The organism is Flagellimonas algicola, from assembly GCF_005937185.1.
Lineage (GTDB): Bacteria > Bacteroidota > Bacteroidia > Flavobacteriales > Flavobacteriaceae > Flagellimonas > Flagellimonas algicola.
In genome coordinates, this window is record NZ_VCNI01000001.1 from 707,786 (window position 1) to 724,917 (window position 17,132).

At 43.3% G+C, this 17,132-nt stretch carries 14 protein-coding genes; all 14 read right to left on the minus strand.

Features of this window, described 5'->3' with window-relative positions; genetic code table 11:
* Positions 1–86: 86 nt before the first annotated feature.
* Complete coding sequence (locus FGG15_RS03105) at positions 87–2,096, minus strand: serine hydrolase (RefSeq protein WP_161991910.1); 2,010 nt, start codon at positions 2,094–2,096, stop codon at positions 87–89.
* Between the two features lie 164 nt (positions 2,097–2,260).
* Entirely contained in the window at positions 2,261–3,166 is a 906-nt protein-coding gene (locus FGG15_RS03110) for a leucine-rich repeat domain-containing protein (protein ID WP_138833108.1), read from the minus strand.
* Positions 3,167–3,399: 233 nt separating this feature from the next.
* Positions 3,400–3,678, minus strand: a complete 279-nt coding sequence (locus FGG15_RS03115; protein WP_138833110.1) for a Txe/YoeB family addiction module toxin — start codon at positions 3,676–3,678, stop codon at positions 3,400–3,402.
* On the minus strand, positions 3,675–3,947 hold the full coding sequence (locus FGG15_RS03120) for a type II toxin-antitoxin system Phd/YefM family antitoxin (RefSeq protein ID WP_138833112.1): 273 nt from the start codon (positions 3,945–3,947) through the stop codon (positions 3,675–3,677). The genes FGG15_RS03115 and FGG15_RS03120 overlap by 4 nt, the downstream gene beginning before the upstream one ends.
* 105 nt (positions 3,948–4,052) lie before the next feature.
* The gene (locus FGG15_RS03125; protein WP_138833115.1) at positions 4,053–4,985 is read right to left on the minus strand and encodes a ketopantoate reductase family protein; all 933 of its coding nucleotides are present in this window, start codon (positions 4,983–4,985) and stop codon (positions 4,053–4,055) included.
* A gap of 69 nt (positions 4,986–5,054) precedes the next feature.
* Positions 5,055–5,546, minus strand: coding sequence for a DinB family protein (locus FGG15_RS03130; RefSeq protein ID WP_138833117.1), 492 nt, complete (start codon positions 5,544–5,546; stop codon positions 5,055–5,057).
* A 79-nt stretch (positions 5,547–5,625) separates the two neighbouring features.
* Positions 5,626–6,810: an exo-beta-N-acetylmuramidase NamZ family protein gene (locus tag FGG15_RS03135; RefSeq protein WP_138833119.1), complete on the minus strand. Its 1,185-nt coding sequence runs from the start codon at positions 6,808–6,810 to the stop codon at positions 5,626–5,628.
* A gap of 285 nt (positions 6,811–7,095) precedes the next feature.
* Positions 7,096–8,442, minus strand: a complete 1,347-nt coding sequence (locus FGG15_RS03140; protein ID WP_138833121.1) for a RagB/SusD family nutrient uptake outer membrane protein — start codon at positions 8,440–8,442, stop codon at positions 7,096–7,098.
* Positions 8,443–8,458: 16 nt separating this feature from the next.
* Positions 8,459–11,713, minus strand: a complete 3,255-nt coding sequence (locus FGG15_RS03145; RefSeq protein ID WP_161991911.1) for a SusC/RagA family TonB-linked outer membrane protein — start codon at positions 11,711–11,713, stop codon at positions 8,459–8,461.
* A gap of 221 nt (positions 11,714–11,934) precedes the next feature.
* Positions 11,935–13,161: a FecR family protein gene (locus tag FGG15_RS03150; protein WP_138833125.1), complete on the minus strand. Its 1,227-nt coding sequence runs from the start codon at positions 13,159–13,161 to the stop codon at positions 11,935–11,937.
* A gap of 177 nt (positions 13,162–13,338) precedes the next feature.
* The gene (locus FGG15_RS03155; protein WP_138833127.1) at positions 13,339–13,998 is read right to left on the minus strand and encodes an RNA polymerase sigma factor; all 660 of its coding nucleotides are present in this window, start codon (positions 13,996–13,998) and stop codon (positions 13,339–13,341) included.
* 119 nt (positions 13,999–14,117) lie between these two features.
* Positions 14,118–14,810: a protein-L-isoaspartate(D-aspartate) O-methyltransferase gene (locus tag FGG15_RS03160; protein ID WP_138833130.1), complete on the minus strand. Its 693-nt coding sequence runs from the start codon at positions 14,808–14,810 to the stop codon at positions 14,118–14,120.
* Positions 14,811–14,847: 37 nt separating this feature from the next.
* Positions 14,848–15,918 (minus strand): DUF2911 domain-containing protein, encoded by a 1,071-nt coding sequence (locus tag FGG15_RS03165; protein ID WP_138833132.1) that lies wholly within the window; start codon positions 15,916–15,918, stop codon positions 14,848–14,850.
* Positions 15,919–15,939: 21 nt separating this feature from the next.
* Positions 15,940–17,043, minus strand: a complete 1,104-nt coding sequence (locus FGG15_RS03170) for a hypothetical protein (RefSeq protein ID WP_138833134.1) — start codon at positions 17,041–17,043, stop codon at positions 15,940–15,942.
* Positions 17,044–17,132: the final 89 nt, after the last annotated feature.

The following is a 17,132-nucleotide window of genomic DNA, read 5'->3' on the forward strand; positions in this document are numbered from 1 at the left end:
GTTACACTGGAAATTTGCCAAACTTCCCAATAGATATGGTAATCTATATTCTAGTATGTATGAAAATGAATCGGTAAACCGTTACACTAGTTCCCTTCTTTTTTTCCCTCAACAAAGATTTGCCAGGCATCCATGGTAAGCTCACTTCCGGTATCGGAATTGGTATATATGATGTAGCCCAATTTTAACTTGTCGTAAATTTCAAATTGGCATTTGAAGTCTCCATTGTTTCCACCATGGTAAAACGTATCGCCATAATCCGTTTTTCGAATAAATATACCGAGACCAGCCCCCTCCTTCTTATCAGGGATATTCCAGTATTCGGGGTTAGACTCGGTGTGAATTTCCAAAAATTCAGAATAGGTGCTTGGTTTCAATCCTTTTCGCTCTAAAATGGTAAGGGCGTATCTGGCAAAAGCTTTTGCTTCTGTATGCATGCTAAATGCCATGCCAGCTTCTTGGGGAATGCCCCAATTGGTAGGTTGACCTCCTACATGTCCATCGGAAACTGCTGCACGCAAAGCTTCACTATCACTAAACTCCATGTGGTACAGGCCATTCGGTGCTATCAATTCCTCGTCAAGGATTTGCTCTATGGTTTTGCCGGTAATTTTAACAACCACACGTTTAAGATATTCAAAGCCTTCTCCCGAGTAACCATATTTTTCTCCGGGTGCAGCAATCATATCAATTCCCCAATTGGGCAGGCCGCTTCGATGTATCAATACGTGTCTGGCCGTCATCTTTTTATATTCTGGATAGTCATCAAGCTGCTCAAATGGTAGATATTCATGCAACGGCTTGTCCATATCAATGATATTACGATCCGCCAACCTTAGCACCACAAAGGCAAAAACGGGCTTGGTGATCGAGGCGGCTTCAAATAGTGTCTTTTCCTCAACAGGCTCTTTGGTCACCGAATTTTTTACCCCATAAGTTTTATGATACACCACTTTTCCATCCTTGATCAATGCCATTGATACCCCTGGAATATTGTAATGTGCTTGATAGCCTTCAATGATCTGATCCACCTTTTCTTTTGATTGCTCATCAAAATCATGCAGCAACCCTACCTTAGGAATCATATCAGGTTCTGGAAGCATCTTGACCTTCAAGGTGGGAATGGAATCATGACCTTCCTTGTGCAATGAAAAAGGCACCGGTGTTGTAGGGGCCATTCTGTAGTATCTATAATCAACTTGAACAATTTTAGTTGGAACTTCTATTTGATAATCCCCAATGGGCAAGGGCACGGAAAATTTTCCTGTGGAATCCACTACGGTCTGCACCCACATGTTTTCATTGTCCAGACTGCTCATTCTGATGCTAATAGGAACTGGAGTTTCATTTATTCCGGAGGTGTCTACCTTACCCTTGACCAATCCAATTTCGGTGGCATCAGCAATAAAAATTACATTGCCCAATCGGTCAGGGTTTGCTACTTTTTGCGTTCCCCTGCCCCAAGAAAACCAGGTAAAGCTGTCATCTTCGTCTTTATCAACCACCACCAGATCCATTCCCAGGGACATGCCTTCTTCAATATTCCTGTCCAGTTTTACCTTCCACTCCACCGTCTTTCCCGTATCAGTCATGCTTTTGACCATCTCAACCTTATCCCAAGCAGTTCTTGCCCCATAAGCATTGCGATCGTTACCGTATTCGCTATACTGGGTTACCGGAGATCCCGATTTTAAACTTTCTTCGTTGATATACAACTCCAAACCATCCTGATTGTCCCAAAACGATAACTCAGGGGACTCTACGACCAGGGATTCATCTGAAATTTCCATGGCAATATATATCTCACTTTGTGCTGCGTTATAGCCAATTCGAAAATTACCTTGAAAATCTTCATGGCTGTCGGGTGCAGTACCTAATTCTGCATTTTTGATTGGATACGAAATGACATCTGCAGGCCATTCCGAAAGATTTCCATCTACTTCAATGTCATCCATAGGTACGGCATATGCAATAGCGGCATCGGTATCAATTATTTCAGTTGATTTTGAATTTTGACAGGATGATGCCAAAAAAATGGTCGATAAAAAAGCGCAAAAAAGGATGTGGATCGGCAAACAGGAACGGAATCTTTTCATGATGTGGTTAATTAGTTGTTTAACTAATGAGTCCTTAAAAATCAAACTGTTACAGTAAAATAACATTTCTTTTCCAAGGATAACCATATCAATCAAAATTTATACCCACCCACATAAATCCAGATTCGAAATTGCCGGAACCCTAATCCATAAATAAGGTACGTCTACCACTCGCAAACCTCACTGGTTTGCTGATATTCCGATAATTTAAGGGTATCTATGTTTTGGCCATCATTGATTTTAATGCACCACAAATCCGGATTTCGGTTGGCGCTCAAATAGTACAATTCCCCAAAATCACTTACATCAAGATTGGACAACAAGTTGCTAAAACAGGATAGATAATTCAGGTGCTCCTTTTCGCCAAAATCAATTTGGGTCAATTGGCTATCTCCTACATCTATGGTCTCCAACAAAGGGTTATGGGTAAGATCCAATTGGGCTACTTTATTTGTCGGCGCATATATACTTTCCAAAGCCACTGCCAAACTGGTGTCAAAGGTTTGCAGTTGGTTATTACTGATCACAATATGAACCAAGCTTGGATTTTCTATAGTATAGCTTTCCAAAAAATTAAAGGAAAGGTTTAGCATGTCCAACTTTGTGGCTGTGGACAAACCGGACACTTCAGTTAAGTCATTTACTTTTAGATCCAGCAGCAATAGTTCTGTGTTTTTGCTTAGATCTATGGTGGTCAGATCGTTTCCGGCCAAATTTAGCGTGTCCAAAAGTACATTCTGGCTTAAGTCGATTGTGGACAAACGGTTACTAATGGCAAAAAGTCGTTTCAAGTTGGTAAAACCTTCAATGCCTGTAAGGTCATGAATTTCATCGGATTCGGTTTGGCTGGATATATCCAAATACTCCACCTGGGCAGCATCAGTTTTAAGGACTGTTTGGTTAACCACCCCATCGGAGTCAATCCCCAAACTGATCAGCTTGGATTCAAACTGGGCATCCGGAATGTATATCTCGGTTGATGGGTCAGTGTTGTTGGTGTCATCGTCATTTGAACATGCGGAAAGGAGCGCCAAAAGCGCTAGCGAAAAGCTGGGAATTTTAAAATCCATGGGGAAATCTTGATTGTTTTTTGATTTGATAAATGAGAAAACAACCGAGCAATAACCGTACCCTAAATGCAATATTTTTCCGCTTGGCTAGCAATGAGAGGATTAGCTTTTTTGGCAGTATGTGTCACCCATGTCCTTTTGGCAGGACAGCGCATATACAAGGTTTTATTTGTGATGTGTCCCAGCTAAAGCTTTTGGAACATACGGTGCCATTGCTGACAATACCTAGCACTTTACTTATCGTCATAATGAAACCTGCATTGGATGATAATGCATTGTTGGTCAACCCCCTTTTTGCCAGTTACCCTATATGCCAGTCGGTGTTCCCCAGTAATTCTTCTAGACCAAAAACCTTTTAGCCCATGTCTTAACGGTTCCGGTTTTCCCAAGCCTTTAAAAGGGTTTTGTTTAATGGATTTAATAAGCTCCTTTATTTTGATGGCCGTATCGGTATCGGTTTCCAGCCAATAGCCAAAATCTTCCCATCCGTGGGCGGTAAAATTAATGTTCATTCAGGGGTGGCTTCAATTTCGTCTTCGTGGTATTGGATCAAATCCCCATTATTTATTTGCTCCATAGATTCCCTAAGCCTTTCCCTATTGGCCTTTGTGGATAATAAATGTTCCGTTTCCTTCAATGCATTGTACTCGCTGATCGGCATGATCACCACAGCATCTTCCTCCTTACTTCTGGGCACAACAATGATCTCCAAGGATTTGGAGACGAAGTCAAAATGCTTCTTCATGTTCTTTCGCAAAGCGGATATGGTTATGGCTCTCATGAAAACGAATTGAAATGTACAAAATATTGTACATGTAAACGTACAAAATATATACCAGAAAAACAAGTACAGGGTTTTTCAGAGCACTAGTGCAGAACCCCCATACTAATCTCTTCCTTGGATTTCTGAAAACAATTGTCGGTAAGTCGACACCTCAACACTTAGCTGGTGCGCCGCCTCAACCACATAACCCACCAAACTTTGCACTTCAGTATCGGCTTTTTTGTTTTGGAAATCAGAATGTAAGGAAGAGGTGGCCGCGCTGGGCAGGGTTTCCAGTTTGGCCAGCACCTTTTCGGGCATATTGTTGGAGATGGCAATGCCCTTGGCCTGGGCCACTTGGGCCACTTCGTTTACCAGAGCGGTAACCGTGTTTCGTTTATCGGCATCCGCAAGTATGGGGCCCACTGGGGCATCAAAATAGGTGGTGGCCGTGGCCATTACCGAGATAAAGACAAACTTTTCCCAGATCACCTTTTCAATATGTGGGGTCAGGGTCACCGCTACCCCAGCCTTTCGTAATAGGTTCTCCAGGGCATACAGTCGGGCATCGGAACCGCCCTCCATCCCAAAGAACAGCTTTTTAATGTTGCTCAGGTTCTCCACCACCCCTGGGCGGGAGAGTCGGGCAATAATGTACACACAGCCATCGCACACCAGGTTGTTGGGCAACAATTTTTGGATGCGATCCCTACAGTCCACCCCGTTGAGCAGGGGCAGGATCACCGTTTGTGGGCCAATACAGGGAGCCAATTGTTCTATGGTCTGCTCCAGATCATAACTTTTGGTGCAGACAATAATATAGTCCACCTCGCCAATTTCGCTGGCATTGTCCGAGGCCAATTTAGGAACGGCCACAAACTGCTCTTTGCCCTCAATTACCGTTAAGCCAGCCTCCTGGATTTTCTTCAGATGTGCACCGCGCGCCAAAAAGCTCACCTCTACCCTTTGGTTGTCCTCAAATTGTTTGGCTAGCAGGCCTCCAAAGAAGCCGCCCACCCCTCCTATTCCGGCAATCAAGATTCGTGTAGCACCCATAATTTTCCCATTTGAAAACGTCGCTTGAAATTAAGCATATTTCCGCATTCAAGGGCAGCCCAAAAAACGCTACAGATACTTTTCTTTTATAATGTTGATATGGTGCAGCTCGTGCCCAATAATGGTTCGTAGAAAATCGGAAAGGGATACTTCCTGATCTTTGGCCTTGCCGTTGATTTGCAGTTGCTCCGTAGAGAGGGAACACACAAAACTATGGCTGGCCTTTCTCACGTTTTTGTAATCCGTAAGCAGTTCTTGGAAGGTTTGTTCATCAAACCTAGCGTTTTGCACCAAAGCTTCCTGATCGTACCCCCAAAGTTGCAGTTGTTGGTTGCGGCTTAGCCAAAAGGCGCGGTTCATTTTGATCCGCTCATGATCTACAATATGCCCCACCACCTGCTTGATGCTCCATTTGCCCGGCGCATACCAGAAGATGGACTTTTCCTCGCTTATTGTTTCCAAAAAAGACAGCGTGGTCGTTGACGCAAAAAGGGTTTGGCAATCGGAATTGCCAGCCAGATCTAGATAATATGGAAATCCATCTTGGGGTGAATATGTCATGGTTTATATTGGGATTATTTTGATTCTTCCCTATGGAAAGATAAGGCCTTTACCTTCTCCTACCAACCATGATCATATGCTAATACAGCGTGATGGCCTCGAAACTCTTTTTGTAATCTTCCAAGTGTTCAAAATCATCCAGCGCCGCAACAGAATCATTGCGTTCCACCCATTTTCTGAGTTTGCCCGTACCGTTGATCACATCTATGGGGTTTTGGTCATAGTTGTATTCGTAGGGTGGATGTTTCCATTTAAAATCCTCCCCTAGCACATGGTACAACTCCCTGATCACAAACTGCCCTACCCGCCAGGGTTTAAAGGTCTTCCTGTCTGTCACATGTATTTGGAACCCGCCGCAGACCGCGTTCCCATGCTTTTGAAAAGTGGGCAGAAAGGTTATGGGCCTCAGGGCAAATCCTTGTAGTTTAGATGTCTTTATGCTTTGGGAAATTTGTTTTTCATATAAAGAATAGGGTTCAATTTTTGGGTGTCCCACAATTTCCAAAGGCTGTGAGGTGCCTCGACCCTCACTTAGCTGGGTACCCTCCAGAAAAACCGTGGCCGCAAAGGTGATGGTACTCTCAGGCCGTGCAATATTTGGGGATGGCAAAAACCAAGGCAGACCGGTATCCTCAAAATACATGGCCCTGTCCCAATGTTTCATTTGAATCACCTCAAGCTTTGCTTTCTTTTTGGCCCACAGCTTTTGGTGCATCAGCCCCACCTCACCTATGGTGAGTGCATGCCGAATGGGCAGGGGATGCAGGCCCACAAAGGATACAAAATCAGCTTCCACCAGATTCCCTTCGATATCTTCCCCGTTAATGGGGTTGGGACGATCCAGTACGATTACCTGAATATCCTTGTCGGCACATTTCTCCAACAAAAGGGTAAGTGTATAGATGTAGGTGTAGATCCTACAGCCCACATCCTGAAGATCCACAAATATGTGGTCAATGTCCTCCAACATTTCATCTGTGGGAATCCGCGTTTCCGAATAGAGGGAATAGACCGGAATCTGAAAATATGGGTGTATTACATGATCGGTTTCAACCATATTGTCCTGTACATCGGTAGAAAAACCATGTTGGGGGCCAAACAGTTTTATAAACCTGGGGCCAAACATTTCCTTAAACCGAATGGTGGCATGGGTATAGATGCTATCCACGGATGCGTTATGGCACAGCAGGGCCACCTTGCCCTTATATTGTTGCTGAAGACTTTTGTCCTGGGTCAGAACATCAAGACCTGATAAGACTTTCATTTGTTCGTTGTTTTGGTTAAATTCGAATTTAGAGCAGTCAGGAATTGTACGGGGACAACTGGATCGTTGCCCCCGCACAGTAACTAAACTAACTACTCAAAACTAATCGTTAATAAAGAATTTCTTGAAGTCAACTATTTTGGAAGAAACCCATAGTCATATTTGTTTGGCTTCATTTTGACCTTAAGGTCAAAAACCGAAATTCTGTTATTTAGTTCCCGAAACAAGTTCGGGATGACATTTCATCGGAAACCCCGACGCAAAGCATCGGGGAATTTTTTTCAATTATATCGAAGGGTTTGCCGGTGTATTCGGATTGTTCTCCCTTTCAATGGTCGGGTATGGATAAAAATTCCTGTTTCGCTCGTTGGTGGTGTTGGCCGCCTGTGGAACGGAGAAATCTGGATAAAATCGCTTGTGGTCTCCCCAACGCAATCCGGTCAAGAACAGTTCTATGGCCCTGTTCCTATAGATTTCATCCATTACTTCGGATTGGCTTCCTGCATCTCCTCCCCAAGCAGGAAGGTTGGCATTCACCCCCAATGGGTCATCTGTTTTTTGACGTACCAGATTGATTTGCGCCACTGCATTGCCCAATTGGTTCTGTCTCGCATAAGCTTCCGCCTTGTTCAGCATCATTTCCCCAGGCAGATAAATGGGGAATGGAGCCGTATTGGTGGCCGCAAAGCCCAACATTTCACTAATGGCCTGACCTCCGGCATCGGCATTGGCAAAGCCAGCATCGGCACCCAGGTAAAAGGCAATACGCCCGTCTCCCACTTCTGGAACAAAAGCACCCAGTAGACCAAAATTGGTCTGAGGTTTTAGATCCGTAGAGTTTATGGTTCTGTTCCAAATGGGATTTTGGTTGTTGGCATCGAAAATCCACATGGAATTGGTAGCATCACTATCGTTCAAAACTGCATCAGCAGCAGCTATGGATTCCGCATAATTTCCAGCCCATAAATGGTATCGGGACAAGTGCGCATTGATAACCTTGGTCAGGCTCAAATCCGTCCACAAAACAGCGGATGCGAAATCGTCTGAAACTGCGGTTCCTGCCAATTCATCCCTTGCCTCCTGCAAAAGTGCTATGCTCTCCGCCAATACAGCAGCCCGATCACTAAAAGGTGCCGCGCCATCGGCAGCATTGTTGATGGGCACTTCTTCAAACATCTGAACCATGGCTCCCAAACACATGGCCTTGAACAGATTGCCATAGGCCAGAAGTCCACTTCGGGTACCTGCTGTGAGTTCCACGGTATTGGCGCCCTCAATCAAGGATTCTGCCATTCCCTTAGCTCTTAGCAAATTCACCCAAGGATTGGTGATACCCCCACTTTCTGCTGGTAGTTCTGCCCCACCTTTGGCCAACTCATTAATATTCAAAAAGGTATTGGTGACACCAAGCTCCCTGGTGGTAATCCCAGGGGCTTCAACCACTTGTCGCAAAGCGGAAATGGAATAATATTGTCTAATTCCCGTAGCCAAGGCAAAGAGTCCGTCCTTGGTTTGCAAGACCACATCTTCTGTTGGGTTATTTGGATTCTCAAATTCTGTGTCACAGGCCACAAACAAACCCGCAATGACTAGAAAAGCACCTACTATAGTATATATCTTGATATTTTTCATCTTTCAATTTTTTGGATTAGAATGTAGCTGTTATACCAAACCTGATGACCGCTGGGATGGGAATCAATCCCATAATCCCTCCTCTAGAGCCATTGCTTTGGGCATCAATGTTCACCTCAGGGTCGTAACTGGAAAAGTCATCAATGGAGAACAGGTTCCGTCCGGTCAAGGAGAATTGGAAACTTTCCACTCCGGTAAATGGCTCACGCAACAAATAGCCCAAGGAAATCTCCCGAAGCTTTATGTAGGAACCATCTTCTATGTAGGATTCCGCGATACCAAAATTGGCACTTCCGGTTCCTCTGACTGCATCACCCCGCAATTCTGCGGCTGTGGCAGGGCCACCTCCAAAGCGATAGAACATCCGTTGATCCCAGCTCAAAATATCCACTCCTTGAACTGCATCCAACTGCATTCTAAAGGAGAAATCTTTATACTTTAACTCATTGATCAATGAAGCGATGAAATCTGGATTGGGATCCCCAATTACCTTACTTAGATTGGCACCGCTAGGTTGCCCGTTAGCGTCCCTTTCAGGAACCGGATTGCCGTCAGCATCAAAACTCCCTTTCTCCCGTTGTGGCAATCCTTCAGGAGTCAAGAGTAAACTGCCATCAGTATTCCTCGCATAAAAGCCTTGGTAAAACACCCCTAAAGGCTGTCCGTTCTTTGCAACAGAGAATCCGAAGTTTCCTATACCAAACTGCTCCCCAGCTATATCGTTCACCTCATTTCTATTGGACGAATAAGTTCCGGTTATGGACCAGCTAAAGTTGTTGGTCTGGATTGGTGTAGCCGTGATCATGGCCTCAAAACCTCGGTTGGTCATGGTTCCAATATTTTCAACCCTTGAACCTGCCCCGGTACTTGGAGACAAGGTCCTGGCCAACAAAAGATCTTCAATATCTTGCTTGTAATAGGTGAGCTCCAGGCCCACTTTATTGTCAAACAAGGCCATGTCCACACCAAATTCCAGCTCCGTTTGGCGTTCCGGTTTTAAATCCGGATTTCCCAAGCGGGTTGGGGCAATTAAACCGGAATTTCCGTCAATGCTGATGGCGGCATAATTGGACAATCTATCAAAAGGACCAATGGCGGTAAGGTTACCGGCCTGTCCCCATGCTCCCCTCAGCTTAAAGCTGTTGAATACGTCGGATAAATTATCTATCCAGAAATCCTCTTCGGAAATCAAATAAGATGCACTCGCCTTTGGATAAAATTGGTTTCGTTCGTCCTTACCAAAGACCGAAGACCCATCCAATCGGATAGCACCTGTTAGAAATAGTTTGTTATCCAAACCAAAGGTTTGTTGCAAGAAACCTCCCCAAAACGTACGCTCACTTCTACTTTCATTTGTTGTAATGGATGCTGCTCCGTTTGTGGTTCGAACCCCCAATGCCAATCCTGTTCCTTGGATGGAACGCAGGATATTTTCATCGGCCTGCCAAGAGAAACCAGCTGTGGTGGTCGATTTCAGGTTCTCCGAAATCATTTTATCATAAGTAGCATTCAAATCGCTGTTGAACAGCTTGGTACTAATTGTGGTGGTACTGGCACTACCCAAGGGCACCGTAGTAGTCCCGATGGGAACATACCTTGTCCCTCTGGATTCTGCATTGTCATAGCCCAAGGTGTAGTTGACCTTAAGGTCATTTGTCGGGGACAAATTGATTTGCAGATCGCTGATCGTTCTGTTGTTGGTCTGTTGAAAATCGAAGGTTTCTATATACTCCAGAATGTTGGGGTAAAAGGTCATCTGGGGATAGTTCCCGTTTTCATCAGGTGCTGGATTTATGGTGTTGTTCGTAAAAAGAATGGTCTGCAAAACCCCGAAACCATACCCCCCGTTGGGGACATCGTTACTGTGGCTTGTTGAAAAGTACATTCCCGCGGATGCAGATGCCCAGTCATTAAATTTTTGATTGATGCGTATTCTACCACCTTCCCTTTCGTAATCGGTGGATTTCATGATTCCCTCATTCTTTAAGTACGAAAGTGAGGCAAAATAATCGGTGTTTTCATTACCTCCGGAGATGGAGACATAATTGTCTGTTCCGGTGGAGTTTTGAAAAACCATGTCCTGATAGTCATAACGGGTAACCGATTCTGTGCTAAGGTCTGTGATATCAGTGGATGTCCAATCCAAAGGCTCCTCGTTAAACTCCCTTTTTTTCCTTAGAAAGTTTAAATTTACACTCGAGGCTACCTTGATTACTGGTTTCCCCGATCTTCCTTTCTTGGTAAAAATCTGAACCACCCCGTTGCTCGCCCGGGAACCATAGATGGCTGCAGCCGCAGCTCCCTTAATGACCTCCACCCTATCAATATCCTGTGGATTGATGTCGGAAAGGCGGTTTTGCACCACACTGGTCACATCCAAAACATTGGTTGAGTTATTGTTTACAATAACCCCGTCTATAATGTAAAGTGGATCGGAACTACCATTTACCGTACTGGCACTTCGTAGTCTAACACTGATTCCCGCCGCGGGATCTCCCGAATTTTGGGACACTTGAATCCCCGCAAGCTTACCAGAAAGCGCTCCAGTAATGTCAACGGCGCCAGAAGCTGCAATATCAGTTCCTTCCACACTTGAAATGGTATTTCCAATTTGCTTTTTGGCGGTCAAAGCTCCCACACCGGTAATTACCACTTGGTCCAAGCCCAAAATGTCGGTGCCTAAAGTAATATCGTTTGTAACGTCAGTTTGAGAACCCAAGGTCACTGTCAGCTCTTGGGTAGTGAAGCCCAGAGATCTAAAAATAAGTACATAGTCTCCTGGGTCAAGGTCTGCCTGCAATACATAGTTCCCTGAAAAGTCCGTGATCGCGCCCTGATTGGTTCCCTCAATCTGGACCGTAACCCCTGGAAGTGTGTCTCCAATTTCATCAGTGACCGTACCAGAGAGGTTGTAGGTTTGCTGTAGTTCCAGTTTTGGGGCTGGAGTCTTTGGTTTTGGCGCTTCGTCTTGGTTCCGCGTCAATACGATTTGGCGGTCAATTATTTTGTAAAGGACGTTGCCATTAGGGAAAAGCTTGCCAAGTACCTTGCGTATCTCTTGGCTTTTGACCTGAATGTCAATTTTTCGATCCAAATTCAGCTCCTCCCTGCTATAGAAGAACTTAAAATCGGTTTTGGATTCTATCTCCTCAATAATCCGAGAGATAGGAGCATCTTTTAAATCTAGATCAATCTTGACTTTTTGCGAGTAATTCGGTTCTGCCTTTAGCTGAAAAAGGGCCACCATGAAAAACAAGAGTGAAAATTTCATTTTGAGATCTAGTTTCGGTAAGACGCGGGAACATCTCACCAATGAGTTCATTAGTTTTTTCATAATTTTGTTTGATTTTTGTTGATTCTTACGACTTAGATCAAATCTTAATCGGGAAGTGCGGGAACACTTTCCGATTTTTTGGTTCTTACAGGGTTCAATTCATAGATAGTTGTTTTAGTTGTTTTTTGTTCGCTATTTTATTGACCGTTGAAATAGCACTACATAATTTCTTGTTCTTTATTGATTATAATAGTGTTCGTGTCCCGATTGATGGTATAGGTAAACGGAGTATGCTCCTGAAAAATCCGTAGTATTTGGTCCAATGATTCTTTGGAGAAGGTACCAGTGAACTTTTTTGCATCCAACTCATGGTATTCATTCGCAATAGTTACATCAAAATGCCGCTGCAGTTCTTTTAAGATCAACTCGAAGCGATCGTCCACAAAAAAGAGCTCCCCTTTGGTCCAAGCGGTATATTTCTGAACATTCACTTGATCTACAGCTATAGCTCCCTCCTTAAATACAGCTCGCCCTCCAGGAACAAGGGTAATGGGTTTTTGCCCGTCCAGATTGTTGGATTTGTATACGCCCACGCTTCCTTCCACCAATACCGTGGATGTGTTATTTTCATTTTTATAGCTGGAAACATTGAATTCGGTCCCATAGACACTGGTGTTCATGTCATCCGTTATTACCGTAAAGGGTCGGGCTTGGTCTTTTTCAACAGAAAAATAGGCTTCCCCATCCAAGTAAACATCCCTAGGTTTATCTTTTAAAAAGCGCACCGGATATCTGAGTTTTGACCCCGAATTTAAAAAGACATGGGAGCCATCTGAAAGTACCAATTCAAACTTTTTACCATAAGGAACGGACAACTGGTTATAGGTAAGTCTTTCTGTTTCTTGCTTGCCTTCATTGTTATACAGAAGCAAATTCTGCTTTTGGTTCACCACCTGGTTTCCTTTAGTGTTGGTTATGATTCCAGAAGAAGTATCATCCAAAACCTTAATGGTGCCGTCTTCCAGCTCCAAGGTGATTACAGGGGTGTCCGACTCAATCAGTTGCTCCTGCTTACTGAACAGTTCACTTTGATACACCATATAGGCGGTTCCCATCAAACCGATAAAAACAGCGGCAATTTTTAGTACATAGCCTTTTTTCCTTCCATTGGACCTTCGTGGTATAAAAATCCTATTCTCTCCATCCTTGCGCTGTTGGATGACATTTTGCCAGATGGTATCAAAATCGTCATCGGTCAGATTTTCCTCTTCAAAATCCATTAGCTGAATAAAGCGTATGGCATTTTGGACAAGTTCTTTTTTCTCTGGATTGGCCATCATCCAATTCTCCCAAAAATTGGATGTCATTTCATCTGGGTTCAGCACCCATTTTTGAAAGTACTCGTCTTTGATGAAATCTTCTTCGGTATAGTGGGCGTACTTCATTTAATATTGAATCAAGCAGAAAGAATCTGTTGTTTTCTAGTAAGAGAGCGAAAATGCGATTAGTACCCCACGGAAAATGAAATATTTTTTAAGAATAAATGTTAGTTTCTGTTTTACAACACTTTACATCAAGTTAATTCAAGTGAAAAAGAGGAACAATCGGATGAGCTGTACTAATCAATTCTGCAAAGTAGATACTATCAACAGCGGTATAGCTCCCATATATTTTCTCAGAAAATGTATAGCCCTTCCCATGAGTTTGTAGGTCCCTTTGTTGCTCAAAGACATGATTTCGGCAATCTCAGCATAACTTAAAAGGGCATAATATTTAAGATAGATGATTTCCCTTTGGCGGTCCGTAAGCTTTTTGACAGCCTCTTTTAAATGCTGTTTTTGTAAATCAAATTCTTGTTTTTCTGCCAAGCTATGTGCCTTTGCCTGTACAATCTGTTCAGAAGTAATCGTAAATTTTGCGTTGTCATGCAGTCTTCTACTTCGTACTGTTTCTGAAATCACTTTTCGCCTTAACGATTTAATGAGATACGATTTAATGGACTTTACGTTTCCCAAACGATGCTTGGCATCCCAGATTTCAATAAAAAGATTTTGAATACAATCTTTGACCAGGTTTTTGTCCTTGATCAATTTTAAGCCATAATTGTAGAGCAACGGAACGTTGTCCCTATATATCTGGGCAAAGGCCGCTTCATTTCCAGATTGGAATTCTTTCCATAACTGGGAGTCCTCAAATTTGGGCTCAACGCCAGCTTTGGATGCATGTTGATTTTTTACATCCTCAGTCTTGTAGTTTGGTTGATGTACTGATTTTAAAGGCAAAACAACACGTAGTAGTTGGTTTTAATGCTGTAAGGTATAAAATTATCTGCTTAAGCGATTACTTATGATAGATTGTAATCCAAACCACTTATGAATAAATTAATTTGTGTTCCAGTATATCACTCCTCTCTAGTAAAAGGAACAAACCGCACCGCCATCACATTTCTTTTAACCACTTTATTTTTCTTTTTTGTAATCAGGACCAATTGCCGTACTTGATTGTGCGGCCCAACCGGAATGATCATCCTGCCCCCAACCTTAAGTTGGTCAATAAGAGGCTGAGGAATGTATTCTGCTCCTGCAGTGACCATGATTGCATCAAAAGGAGCTTTATCTGGCCATCCATTATAGCCATCTCCCCTTCTCACCACGACATTGGAATAGTTCAAATTTCGTAATCGTTCTTTGGCACTCATGGCTAGCTCCTCAACAATCTCTATGGTGTAAACAGAATCCACAATCTTGGCAAGCACCGCCGCCTGATAGCCTGATCCGGTTCCAATTTCCAACACCCTATCATCCTTTTTTAATCGCAGCGCTTGTGTCATATAGGCCACAATATAAGGTTGGGAAATGGTCTGTCCATTTCCAATAGGTAAGGGATTGTCATTATAGGCTAAGGGCTTCAAGTCCTCAGGAACGAATAGGTGTCGGGGTACATTTAAGAGGGCGTAAAGCGTGGTCACATTATCTATACCCCGAGCCTTTATCTGGTTGTCGACCATACGCTTTCTTTGAGCCGTATAGTTGCTTTGCGCCAACAACGAATAGCACAATAAAAAAGAAAACAACATGGCAACCTTCCTACCCATGGCACTCGGACAAATTGATTGCCAATAAGTTACAAAACTATTGCTCCAGAATCAACTTATTGGACAGGTACATATAGCGGGCGTAGTTTTTGGAACGTTCCCCTGCATGTTCATAGGCCTTTCCAAAATGAAAGGTAGCTTTTTCCTGGTCTTGGACTTTGATATAATATTCCCCCATGGCCAAATTGGCAATCCAATTATCGGGTTCCTTCAAAAGCATTTCAGACAAGAGTTCATAGGTCTTTTGTGTGTCGCCCTCCAACAGCATATAGCTCAACGGATAATAATAGAAATAAGGGAAACCCTTTCCCAAAGTCAAAGATTGCTCCTCATATTTCTTGCTCTCCACATTTTTGCCCTGTTGAGCCAACAACTGTGATTTAAGCATGGTATTTCGGAATTCGGACCCAATTTCCAACGACTGATCTACATAGGACAAAGCTTCATCAACATTTGCTGGATTTTCTGCTACTGTCAGTTGGGCTATCTTAACAAAATTATCCACGGTTTTTTCCTCTTTGGCCTTTAGATCGGCCAATACATTGGCATTGACATCCACGGAGATTTCAATTCCGCAGATCATTGTGGACCACTTTAGTTCCAAGCGAGCTGACTGGGGCTGTAAATTGTTGAATTCATAGCGTAGATTTTCTTGATATGCACTTGTTTCGGGTTTAGCATCAACTCTTAAGGCATCCTCTTCTTTTTTATAACTGAAACTTCCCCAGTTTTCCGAGTTCTTTGAAAAAATGAAAACCCATTCCTTCTCCTTGACAAAAATGTGCAGTCCGTACTTTCCTTTGGCCAGTGGTTGACCTTGGATTTTCACATTATGGGTAAACTCCACTGTGGTGTTTTGGTTGGAACCAGCTCTCCACGGATATTCCACCCCATCCACAACAAAATCATAGGGAACAATGCCACCAAAAATCTTTCGTTTTTTGGCAGAAGGACTATGGTAGACCACCGTTACATCGGTAGTCCCGATTCGCTGGGTAATGCTCGCCCGTTGGCTCACCTTGGTGGCCACTAACATATCTTGGGCCTCGCTTGTCAGTATCCCTGTTAAGACAAAACATAGGCAGAACAGCTTAAATTTTGATTCCATGATTGCGTTTTAAGATTGATTTTATTTGATTTTCAGCCCTTCAGTGTCCATGAACCTTCCGGTGACCAGCCATCCACCAAAATCCTCAGAGACGGCCAACATGAGCGTGTTCTTTCCTTTTTTTAGATCGAGATAAACGGCATCAAAAAGTCCAATGGTGCCCAGATACCTATAGTCCCTTGTTCTAAAGCCGTTGGTTCCTTTATACACCGGTTTGTTGTTCAAAAAAGCCACCACCCTGTCGCTGTAGCCAAAATCGAAAAGTTTGATTTGATCTTTGTCCGAAGTAATGGTTAACTTGGCAATAACCGTATTTCCCGGAACATCGCCATCAAGCTTAACGACCCTGGCTATGTTAGCAGCAACACCCTCCTCCGCATAGATCTTTTTGTTCCATTTAAGGCGGGCTATCAATGCGTCAATATTATCAAGATTGTCCAACTCCTTTTCCTCGAACTTATCGGAAACCGTCCATTCCCCAATCACATTTTCAATGGGTTTCCGAGTTCCAGGAGTGAAATTTTCAATCATAGGTGTTTGGTGGTCTATTTTGATATTGGCTATATGAAATCCGCGGAAAAGTCCGCCCGAAAAACTGATTCCACCAGCCTTGGGTTCGTGGAACAATTGCCAAGATAGATGTGGAGTTTCCGAATGATCTAAAAATACCTGCGCCCTGCGGTCGTTGACCACTATCTTCACATGCGTCCAGGTATTGAAGTTATATTTATGTGGAAAGGAATATTTTGGGCCAAAGTAAAACTGCCAATTGGCAAGTCCGTTGGTCACCGGTGTGGCTTGGTTGGCATCTGGGTTTCCGGATTGATGTGGTCTGATGTAAAATTGTTCAGAATTGTCCTCGGTGATTCTAAAGTATACTCCCGGAAAGCCTCGGTCTTCGGTAATGTAGATATCGTATTCAATAGTACCATTCAAAAAGGAAACATCTTTTAGGCCGACGGTTCCACCCTTGAAATACATAGTCTCCTCCCCTTTAAATTGTTCGAACATAAAGGAATTGGAATTGATCTTCAAATGCACGGTATCCAAAGGAACCACCTCCTGTCCATGGATAAAAATGAAATTGAAAAGTAAAAGAACAGGTAATAAGAAAGTTTTGATCATGACTGTATGTTTTTTGATGTTCCAAAGCTCCATTATGCATGTCGAAATCCAAAAACAAGTTGGTTCAAGTTCATTCATTCTGGTTCAGA